General features: G+C 69.9%; 9 protein-coding genes. 4 read left to right on the forward strand and 5 right to left on the reverse strand.

Annotated features, from left to right (window positions below; all coding sequences use genetic code 11):
• Positions 1–227 (forward strand): winged helix-turn-helix domain-containing protein (locus G406_RS48200; protein WP_037077480.1); only part of this gene is annotated, 227 nt, incomplete at its 5' end.
• A 107-nt stretch (positions 228–334) separates the two neighbouring features.
• Here G406_RS48200 and G406_RS48205 read toward each other — a convergent pair.
• Both G406_RS48205 and G406_RS0119655 read right to left on the reverse strand, forming a co-directional pair.
• Positions 335–514, reverse strand: a complete 180-nt coding sequence (locus tag G406_RS48205; protein ID WP_051342380.1) for a type II toxin-antitoxin system Phd/YefM family antitoxin — start codon at positions 512–514, stop codon at positions 335–337.
• Between the two features lie 477 nt (positions 515–991).
• Positions 992–4,666, reverse strand: coding sequence for an nSTAND1 domain-containing NTPase (locus G406_RS0119655; protein WP_245607166.1), 3,675 nt, complete (start codon positions 4,664–4,666; stop codon positions 992–994).
• A gap of 606 nt (positions 4,667–5,272) precedes the next feature.
• Between G406_RS0119655 and G406_RS58430 the strand changes: the two genes are divergently transcribed.
• Together G406_RS58430 and G406_RS0119675 are read left to right on the forward strand one after the other, a co-directional pair.
• The gene (locus G406_RS58430; protein WP_156934999.1) at positions 5,273–5,563 is read left to right on the forward strand and encodes a hypothetical protein; all 291 of its coding nucleotides are present in this window, start codon (positions 5,273–5,275) and stop codon (positions 5,561–5,563) included.
• Positions 5,564–6,138: 575 nt separating this feature from the next.
• A complete protein-coding gene (locus G406_RS0119675) occupies positions 6,139–6,783 on the forward strand; it encodes a class I SAM-dependent methyltransferase (protein WP_051342381.1) in 645 nt (214 codons plus the stop codon).
• On the opposite strand, the gene G406_RS0119680 is transcribed toward G406_RS0119675, so the two are convergent.
• Together G406_RS0119680 and sigJ are read right to left on the reverse strand one after the other, a co-directional pair.
• Positions 6,764–7,687, reverse strand: a complete 924-nt coding sequence (locus G406_RS0119680) for an NAD-dependent epimerase/dehydratase family protein (RefSeq protein WP_028935139.1) — start codon at positions 7,685–7,687, stop codon at positions 6,764–6,766. The two genes, G406_RS0119675 and G406_RS0119680, sit on opposite strands and share 20 nt — an antisense overlap.
• On the reverse strand, positions 7,684–8,610 hold the full coding sequence (gene sigJ / locus G406_RS0119685) for an RNA polymerase sigma factor SigJ (RefSeq protein ID WP_245607167.1): 927 nt from the start codon (positions 8,608–8,610) through the stop codon (positions 7,684–7,686). Before sigJ ends, G406_RS0119680 begins: the two co-directional genes overlap by 4 nt.
• A gap of 66 nt (positions 8,611–8,676) precedes the next feature.
• Between sigJ and G406_RS0119690 the strand changes: the two genes are divergently transcribed.
• Positions 8,677–9,030: a DoxX family protein gene (locus G406_RS0119690; protein WP_028935141.1), complete on the forward strand. Its 354-nt coding sequence runs from the start codon at positions 8,677–8,679 to the stop codon at positions 9,028–9,030.
• A gap of 90 nt (positions 9,031–9,120) precedes the next feature.
• On the opposite strand, the gene G406_RS48210 is transcribed toward G406_RS0119690, so the two are convergent.
• Positions 9,121–10,188 (reverse strand): alpha/beta fold hydrolase, encoded by a 1,068-nt coding sequence (locus G406_RS48210; protein WP_051342382.1) that lies wholly within the window; start codon positions 10,186–10,188, stop codon positions 9,121–9,123.
• Between the last annotated feature and the right edge of the window lie 74 nt (positions 10,189–10,262).

Below are 10,262 nucleotides of genomic sequence, written 5' to 3' on the forward strand. Positions count from 1 at the left end.
GGCTGCTCGCGGTACTGGTCAACGCGGCCGGCTCGGTGTGCAGCCGCACCCAGCTGATGCTGCAGGTCTGGGGCCGTCAGCTGCCCAGGGCCAGCCGATCCCTGGACGTGCACGTGGCAACGCTGCGGACGAAGCTGGGCCGCCCGAACCTGGTCCGCACGGTGCGCGGCGTCGGCTACTGCCTGGCCTACCAGGCAAGCCGCCGCCTGGAGAAAACCCCCGCCTGACCCGCCTCCCGCGCGGAACGAATGTGGCTTTGGGGACGTTCAACGTCCCCAAAGCCACATTCGTGCGGTTGCGCGTCTACATCCGCGCGGAAGGCTTCCGGGCCGACCTAGGGGACCGAACGCCACCGTTCGAGGAGCGTGCTCGCGGTCAACCGAGGTCGGGGGATGGGACGCAGCTCGCCCACCGGCACTCCGGATCGCGTGACCGTCACGGTTTCGCCGTGCTCGACCTGATCCATCACCTCGCCGCCGTGGTTGCGGAGTTCACGGATGGTCACTTCGGTCATGAGCTACATGTATCACGCGTGATACATGTAGTGGCCGGGTTGAGGCGGTCGTCATCCGGACCGGAAAACTCGGATAGCTCGCTGAGCTGCGGTTTTGTGAGAGTTCAACCCTCGGTGAGGTGCGTCGACAGGGTGGCTCGGCGATGCTTGCCCGGCGCCCCGCCGAGACGCCGCCCCTGCAGCGAGAGCTGCTCTTGGGGAGAGGGACGGACCACCGGTAGGGCGCCGGACACCACCCAGGTCCGGCGCGGCGGTGCCGAAGCCCCGGCCGGTGGCCGATGGAGTCTCCCTTCCGTCGGTCGCCGGCCGGCCCTGGCCGCGAAGCCCCTCGGGGCGACCTTTCGGCCATACGCGCCCGCCCTTGTCGAGCCCTGGAATGTCAGCGTGTCACGCAAGGGGCTACCGTTATAGCTGGCGCTGGCCGGCATCTTGTCCCCCAGGTTCGTCGGTCAGCGCCACCCACTCCTCGCCCGCGAATCAGCAGGGCGGATCGTAGGGCAGATCAGGTAGATAGCGCTGCCATTGTCGAGGAGACAGCGCACCCCGGGAATCCGCACAGATCCGGTGCACGGCGTCGTCGAGATTCAGATCCCACAGCATGATCGTGTTGTCCCGGCTTCCGGTGGCGAGCGTTCGGCCGTCCGGACTGAACGCGACCGCCGCCACGGTGCCGGTGTGCCCGATGAGGCTCTCGGACGTGGGTGTGGGATCGGTCAGGTCCCATAGCCGGATGCCGCGGTCGACGCTCGTGGATGCCAGCGTGTCCCCGTCCGGGCTGAAGACCACGTTGTTCACCAGCCCCGCATGGCCGAGCAGCGGCGCGAGCTCGACCGGACGCGCCGGGACGCTGACGTCCCAGCGGCGGATCGACTTGTCGTCGCTCGCCGCGGCGAGGGTGCGGCCGTCCGGACTGAACCTGACCTCCCACAGCTGCCCGGCGTGCGGGTTGTTCGGCGGCCCGTACGGCACGGCCTCGGTCGGCCGCCGCACGTCCCACAGTTGCATGGTGCCGTCGTTCCCGCCGGTAGCGAGTGTCCCGCTGTCCGGGCTGAACGCGACCGAGTTCACGTAGTTGCGCTCGATGCGCAGCGCGGGGCCCAGCCGGATCGGGTGCACCGGGTCGGTGATGCCCCACAGCTGCACGGTCTGGTCGGTGTCGGAGATCGCCAGCAGCCGGCCGTCCCGGCTGAACGCCAGGGCACTGCTGTTGCGTGCGGCGTGGGGGATCGGGGTGCCGACCGGCAACGGATGCCGGGGATCGGTGACGTCCCGGAGCTGGACGGGCTCTCCACGCGCCAGCGAGGCGAACAGCCGACCGGAGGGGCCGAACGCGACGTTGATGACCTGGTTGCGGTGGCTCTCCACGGGGCCGAGTGGGATCGGGCCGGCTGGATCGGTGACGTCCCACAACCGGACGGTGTCGTCGAAGCCTCCACTGGCGAGAGTACGACCGTTCGGGCTGAACGCCACGCTCTGGACAGCGGACAGATGTCCGGTGAGCAACGTCGCGGGCAGTGAGTAGAGCAGGGTGGTCCCGTCCTCGCCGCCCACGGCCAGCGTGCGGCCGTCCGGGCTGAACAGCGTCGAGTACACGGCGCCGTTCGCCGTCGGCAGGCCGGTCCCGACCGGGAGGGGATGAACCGGATCGGTGACGTTCCAGAGCCGCACGGTGGTGTCGCTGCTGCCCGCGGCGAGGGTGTGGCCGTCCGGGCTGAACGCGACCGAGTTGATCTGCTCCTGCGAGCCGACGAGCTGGTGACCGAGTGGCGCGGGACCGGGGCCGACGCTCCACAGCCGGACGCTCTTGTCGTCACCCCCGGTTGCCACGATGCGCCCGTCGGGGCTGAACGCGATGGCGCCGGCCCCCACCGCTTCGGTGTGGCCGGTCAGCGGCGCGCCGACCATCAGCGGATGGGCGGGATCGGACACGTTCCACACCCGGACGGTCCGGTCGGCACCGCCGGTGACCAGCGTGCGGCCGTCGGGGCTGAACGCAACGGCCCTGGCCATCCCGACGTGCCCGGTGAGGGCCTCACCCCGGGCCAGCGGGTGGCCGGGATCGGTGCCGACCGCCCACAGCTGGGTGGTGCCGTCCTGGTGCGCGGTGGCGAGGGTCCGGCCGTCCGGGCTGAAGGCCTGCCACATGACGGAGCCGTGCCCACTGTCCTCCGGCCGGCCCAGCGGGACGGGGTGCCGAGGATCGGCCAGGTCCCACAGCTGGACGGCACCCGCGCCGTCGCCGCTGACGAGCACTCGCCCGTCCGGGCTGAACTGGGCGCAGCTGAGCCAGTTGGTGCCGGTGTTCAGCGGCGGCCCCAACGGCACGGGCTGATCGGGGTCGGAGGTGTCCCACAGCTGAATCGTGTTCAGGAAGCCGGCGGTGGCCAGGATGTGCCCGTCCGGGGTGAAGGACAGGCTGTAGACACCGCCCGCGTGACCCGGTAACGGCCTGGCCAGCGCCACGTTCTGGCTGGACAACAGCCGGCCCTTGACGTTCTGGTCGTCGGGGCGCATGCGGTGCGCGACCAGGTTCAGCTGCGCGGCCAGGGACGGATCGACGTTCTGCAGGCGGTCGGCCTCGGCGACGATGTCGGTGAACTGGACGTCCTTGCGTTGCGAGTCCGCGAAGGCCGCGGTGGCCCCCGCGACCAGCGCGAGCACCACCACCAGTGCGATCCCCGCGCGGTTGGTCCAGTAGCGGCGACGTCGATGCCGCGTCGACACGGTGAGGAAATCCCCGGCCAGGCGGCTGGGGGCGGTGGTGCCGGCCCACTGGTTCGCGGCGTCGAGCCGGGCGCCCCGGTACAGCATCGAGGAGTCCCCGCCGACGCTGTGCCAGGCCTCGGCGTCCTCCTCCAGCCGCTGCGCCAGCAGCAGGCCCTCCCGGTTCTGCTCGATCCACCCCCGCAGCCTCGGCCAGGCGCGCAGCAGTGCCTCGTGGGTGATCTGTACCGAGCCGTCGGTGTCCAGGGTGACCAGACGTGCGCCGGCCAGTGTCTCCAGCGCGTGTTGCGAGGCGGACCGGTTCGACGCCTGATCGAGCAGCCGCTGTTTGTCGGCTCGCCGCCGGGTGTCGTGGCCGTCGTCGCCGATCCGGGTCAGTCGCAGCAGCAGGTGGCGCGCGGCATCGCGGCCCGGGGAGTCCAGCTCGGCCCACGCACGTTCGGCGGTCGCCTCGACGGCACCGTGGATCCCTCCGGCCGCCCGGTATCCGGTGATGGTCAGCTTGCCGCTCCTGCGGTGCTGCCAGGTGGTCAGCAGGGCGTGGGACAGCAGCGGTAGCAGGCCCGCCTCGTAGGTGGTCTGCTCGCCGGCCCGGGTGCGGCCAACCCGGATGCCGACATCGCGGATCAGCAGCTCCAGCAGACCGGCCTCGAGCCGCAGCCCGACCGACTTGGCGGGACCGGCCACCGTGTCCCGCAGCTGCGCCGAGGTCATCGGGCCCAGCAGCATGTGCCGGTCCTGCAGCGCCTCGGCCAGCTCGGGAAAGGCGAGGCACTGGTTGTAGAAATCCGCGCGCAGACCGACGAGGACGATCGCCGGCGGGGGATCACCAGGCATCTCCGGGGTGCCCGCCGCGTGCAGGAGCTGGACGAACGCCGATCGCTGCGTCTCGTCGTCGCACAGGGTGAACAGCTCCTCAAGCTGGTCCACGAGCAGCACCAGGCGGACGCCGGGGACACCGCACCGCCGTGCGTGCGCGGCGATCGCGGCCCGGGTGTCGCTCGGCCCGGTCAGCCGCGACGTCTCGGCCAGCTCGGGAATCCGCTCCTTCAGCTGGCTCAGCGGGTCCTCACCCGGCGTGATGACCAGTACCGGCCAGTCGGCCGACCCCTCGGCGGGGAGCGCACCCTTGCGCAGGGCCGGAACCAGCCCGGCGCGCAACAGCGAGGATTTTCCCGCCCCGGACGCACCGACGAGCGCGACGATCCCGCCGGTGGTCAGGCCCGCGACCAGTCGTTCCACGAGCATGTCCGTGCTGGTTTCGCGGCCGAAGAAGAATTGGTGGTCCTCCTCTCGGAACGATGCGAGGCCGCGATAGGGACAGCGGACGGACTCGGCGGGACCGACCTCGGGTGCCGGGTGCGGCACGCTGACCGGGCTGGCGAGCGCCTGCGCGTGCAGGGCCCGCCACACGGCGAGGTCGTACAATCCGGGAATTGTTGGATTCGGTTTGCTCCTGCACGCTTCTTCGATGAGTGTGGTCAGCACGACCGCGAGTGCGGCGAATCCCGACGGAACATTCTGGCCCCGACGCCAATCGCTGATTCGTTGCGGGGAAAGGCGCACCGGTCTCCCACGCTGATCCATCAGGCGGGCCTTCCCCACCGCCTGGGCGACCCGCTTCAACGGTGGTGAGGCCGCCTCTGCGTACAGCAGCGCGAACCGTTCCGCGAACTGCTCGCGAGGACCCGCTCCAGCATCCGGAGTCGCCACGTTCCCCCAGCTCCCACCTGTCCCAGCCCGTGCCCCGATCCGGACCGGAAAAATCATATAACAATCTGACCTGCGACTATAGCGTCATCGGGTGATCGGCCTGATGCGCGACCCTGTCTCAGGGGCGAAGCTTGCCGACGAACACGCCGAGGTGCCGTTCCAGCAATCTCGGTTGCCATCAGGGGGTGGGACGGCGCACGGCCCGCCGGGGCCATCGGTGTGGGGGGAGGAGCGTCGGCGGCCAGCGTCCTGTCTGGTCGCCGACTTTTCTCCCACATTTCCGTGGCCAGTTTCACCGGGGAGGGTGACGGTGGTGCAGATATGTCCGGAATCAAGAATATTCGCCGCAGTAATATGCGGCCGGAATCAGTGATCCTGCGAGCGGTTCTGATAGATCGCGGCGGTCGGCAACACCGGTTGGGTGAGCAGCCCACTGATGACCCGGATGTCGACTCGCTCGCCAATCGGGGGCGCCTGGTGGCGTTGTTGCGAAGCCACCGCGGGACGGTGCATCCGGCCGAGGCGCAGGTGCTCGCCTACATCGACGACGGGTGGTCGGCCCGGCTGTGGCGAGTGAGCACTCTGCTCGGCGTCCCAGCACTGGAGCAGTGAACAAGGCCTCGCGCCCCTGACCTCGGCCAGCGGACCGCGAGTCGGTGCTCTGAGCACACCGAGTCGCGGATTTCGACACATCCTCGGATGCCGAGACGCCCGACTCGGGCTGCTGAGGTGCCCTACTCGCGGGAGGGAGGGTGCGGGTGAGCTTGTCAGCTCGCCCTGAACCACGAACCGAACCAGGAGTGAAGCCAGTCGCTCAGCCATTCGTCGAAGGTTCGGCCGCCCTTGCTGTCCGAACCGCTGTGGGTGGCGTTCTCTCCCGACTTGTCGTCGCTCCAGCCTCCCGCCGTCGCCACCTTTACCGCTGAACCAGCCGCTCCCGCCAGCGCCTCCGTCGCCTCCGTCTCGTCGAGTGCCGTCCGTGTCTGGTCTCCCGGGTTCGCCGGGTTGCCCGGGTCGGCCGTTGCCGCCGCCGTCGCCGGGTGCCTCTGTGTCTGTGGATGCGAGCAAGAACGCGGTCGGACCAGGAATGGAGGTGGTGGATCGGTGCTGAGATGCCCGACTCGGTGTGCTGAGGTGCCCGACTCGCGGGAGGGGAGAGTGTCGGGGGTGGTGGATACGGTCCGCGCGTGACCGAGTTGACCTACCTGCGCACCATTCGTACCGACTACGACGCCGTGGCCGAGCTGTACGCCGAGCTCACCGCGGGCTCGATGGAGAACTTTCCGCTCGACCGGGCGCTCATCAGCGCGTTCGCCGACATCGTCAAGGCCGGCGACGCCGGAACGACGGTCGCCGATCTCGGCTGCGGGCCGGGCCACATCACCGGCTACCTGCACTCGCTCGGGTTGGCGCCGTTCGGCATCGATCTCACGCCCACGATGATCGCGATCGCTCGCAGGACGCATCCCGGGCTGTCGTTCGACGAAGGGTCGATGACAGAACTGGCTCTGCCGGACGACTCCGTCGGCGGCGTCCTGTCCTGGTACTCGATGATCCACACCCCGCCTGAGCAGCTGCCCGTGGTGTTCGCCGAGTTCTCCCGGGTCCTCGCCCCCGGCGGCCATGCGCTCATCGGGTTCTTCTCCGGCGACGACTCACTGCGCGAGCCTCAGGAGTTCGACCACAAGGCCTCGCTTGCATACCGGTGGCCGGTCGGCGACGTCGCCGAGCTGCTGCGCGCGGTCGGACTGGTCGAGGTCGCGCGGCTGACCAGGGAGCCGGGCGTGGACGAGAGGTTCGAGCGGGGCAACCTCATCGTTCGCGGGCTCTGAGGCCTTCGCGGTGGCTCGGGTACTTCGGTGTCCAGGCGAGGTGTGTCTTGGCGAGCGCGTTCGACACCCGCAACCGTGTGCCGACCAGCACGGCGTACGGGTAGGGCAGTGGGCGTAGCAGCCAGCCGGGTACCTCGCGTGGCGGCGGCGCATCGTGGGTGGCGGCGAGCTCGCGCAGGTAGTCGGCGAACGACGTGGGCTCGTCGTCGACGATGTTGTAGGCGTGCCCGGGACGGCCGTGATGCAACGCGGCGACCGTCGCGGCCGCCGCGTCGTCGAGATGGATCAGTGAGGTGATCGCGCCGGGGTGTGGGACGGGCAGCCCGCGGGCACGCAGCCTTCGGACCAGCTCGTCGGTGGCGGCGTCCTTGCCGTAGAACAGCCCGTAGCGCAGCGCGATCCCCTCGATCCCGGGCGCGGTGAACACCGACGTCTCGTTGGCGTGCATCGACCGCAGGTGCACGTCGAACGCGGTGCCGCTCGCCTGGGCGAAGGGTTGTTCCTCGGTGACCAGACCCGAACCATGGTCGCGGTAGCCGTAACCGAGGAAGAACGACTGGGTGAGGAACCTGCCGGCGCCCAGCTCGGTGGCGGCGCGCAGCAGGTTGCGGGTTCCCTGGTCACGCAGCGCGTTCGTCGGATAGAGGTGGCGGTGCAGCATCGGGACGCGGTCCAGCGCGGTCGCCTGATGGATGACCGCGTCGGCCCGAAGGCCGCGCACCGCGGTGAGCAGGCCGTCGGCGTCGAGGAGATCGGCGACGACCGGCTCGGCGCCCAGCTCGCGGACGCGCACCGCGCCCGACGGCGCGCGGGTCAGCCCGACGACCTGGTGACCCTCGGCAACCAGGCGGGGGACCAGGTAGCCGCCGATCGCACCGCCCGCACCCGCGACCACGATCTTCATCGGGTCATCCCGTCGACGGTGAGGTGGCGCAGCTTCGCCGGGTTGACGGTGCCGTAGACGGCGGTCACCCGGCGTCCGGTCGGGTCGGTCTCGATGCTGGCGGCGGCCCACACGACGCCGTCCTTGACCGCGAACACCGTGGGCACTCCACCCTGGGTTCCCCAGTGGAACTCGCCCCACTCGTAGGCGGGGCCGACGTGGGTGAACAGACGAGCGAGGTTGTCCGCGCCGACGACCGGGCGCAATGCCGTCCGCAGGATGCCGCCGCCGTCGTTGTGGAGCACGACGTCCGGTGCGAGCACGTCGAGCAGCTCGGCGACGTCGCCGCTGACCGCGGCGTCGACGAAGCGTCGCGCGACCGTGCGCGCGGTGTCCTGGTCGACGTCGAACCGGGGTCGTCTCGCCCGCACGTGTTCCCGGGACCGGTGCACCAGCTGGCGGACCGCGGCAGGTGACCGTTGCAGGATCTCCGCGATCTCGCTGTGGGAGAACCCGAACACCTCGTGCAGCACGAACGCGGTGCGCTCGAGCGGCGACAGCGTCTCGAGAACCACCAGCATGCCGACCGCGACGCCCTCGTGTTCGACCAGCCGCTCGCCCGGATCCGGTCCGTCCCAGAGCGGCTCGGGCAGCCACGGCCCGACGTACTCCTCGCGGGACCGGCGCAGCGCCCGCAGCCGGTCCAGCGCCAGGCGCGTGGCGATCCGCACCAGGTAGGCGCGCGGCGCGGTGACGGTGGTGTGGTCGACCGCCGACCAGCGCAGCCAGGTGTCCTGGACGACGTCCTCCGCATCGCCGACGCCGCCGAGCATGTCGTAGGCGACGGTGAACAGCAGGTTCCGGTACTCGGCGAACAACGCGGCCGGGTCCGCTCCCTTCGTGTCCATGCCCACGAGACGTGGCCCGAGTCCGGTGTGTGACATCGGGGGGATGTCACAACCGGGCGGGGTCCGGCGTTCCATGGGCAGTCGCGTCAGGGAGGACAGCAGATGATCACGCCGTGGTGGCCGCTCGCCGCGTTGGCTTTCGTGCAGTTCGGGGACGGGTTGATGTGCCTCCGGCCGCCGTCGTTCATTCGGCAGTGCCTGGTGGACGTGCACTTCCCGAGACGGTTCTGGTGGGTGCTGCCGCCGATCAAGTTCGCGGCCGCCGCCGGGCTGGTGATCGGCATCTGGGTCCCGCCGCTGGCGATCCTGACCAGTGTCGCGCTGGTCCTCTACTTCCTGATCGCGGCGGCCGCGCACATCCGGGCCCACGATTTCGGCCGCAACCTGTTCCTGAACTGCACCGCAACGCTCCTGTCCTGCGTCGCGGTCCTGATCTTCACGATCACCGCCGCCTGATCCGCTCGTCCGCCCTTCCGATGACACGAATGTGGCTTTAGGGACGTTCAACGTCCCTAAAGCCACATTCGTGCCGCGCGGGGGCGGGGGTTAGCAGTGGGCGGGGGTGCCGTCGGGAGGGAGGGTTTTGGTGGACCAGGACTGGGCGAAGGTGAACCAGGCGGGGGCGTCGGCGGCGGTGTTCAGGTCGTGGGCCGAGTTCTGGGAGACCCACGCGGCCAGGCAGGGTGCCTTGGCGTAGTGCGGGCGTTCCTGGGTGACGATGTTCGCCGGCGTGGAGCAGTCGGTGGCGCCCAGCGCGCAGAACACCGCGTCGCTTCGGCCCATGGCGACCAGCACCGGGACCGTGATGTCGCCGGGCATGGGGCTCACCAGCGACTGGCCGAAGCCGCTGACCTCGGACGTCGTCGCCAGATCCTTGGTCTGCTCGTCGTAGGCCAGGACCCTCGGGTCGGTGTCGGCGCGGTAGAAGAAGCCCTTGCGGGCGCCGGGTCGGGTCGTGATGTAGGTCGGGTCCACGACCTTGCCCAGGAACTTCGCGTCCGCCGGCGCCGGCTCCAGCGACGTCGAGATGACCGCGGCACCGGTCGGCGACAGCGAGTGCAGCAACGCGGAGATGATCACCGCGTCGACGTCGTGGTAGGTGCCCGCCTCGTACCAGGCCGTGATGGAACCGTAGGAGTGGCCGACCTCCAGGACCCGATCGAACCTCGTGCCGTCGACCCGGCCCTGCCGCAGCGCCGTGACGACCTGGTGCACCGACGTGGCCGAGGTGTTGTTGTCGATGAGCGCGCCCGGCGGGTGGGAGCTGGTGCCGGTACCGAGCCGGTCGATCGCCAGCGTCGCGTAACCAGCCTTCGTGGCGGCCCGGACGTAGGAGTACTTGCCGGGGTCGAAGCCGAAGTCCCAGTAGCCGTGGTTGTAGAACGCGCCGGGGATCAGCAGCTGCACCGTTTTCGGCGACTCGCCGTCCGGCCGGCACAGGGTGCCGTCGATGTGTTGGGCGTCGGCGCCGGTCAGCGTGATCGGGATGCTGACGTCCCGGCAACGAGCCTCGCTCGGCGTCGCACTCGCCTGTGGCGGGATGAGGGCCGAGCCGAAGAGGGCGAGGCAGGTCAGCGCAAACGCGACGACGAGCGGACGGGGAGAGGTTCGCACGATCCGGCAACGAAAGATCCACAACAACAGATACGCACGTAGGCCAACGCGTGTTGATATAAACTGAGCTGAAC

Origin of the sequence: Actinospineispora spinosispora DSM 44797 (assembly GCF_000429025.1) — a bacterium.
In the GTDB taxonomy this organism is placed as follows: domain Bacteria; phylum Actinomycetota; class Actinomycetes; order Mycobacteriales; family Pseudonocardiaceae; genus Pseudonocardia; species Pseudonocardia spinosispora.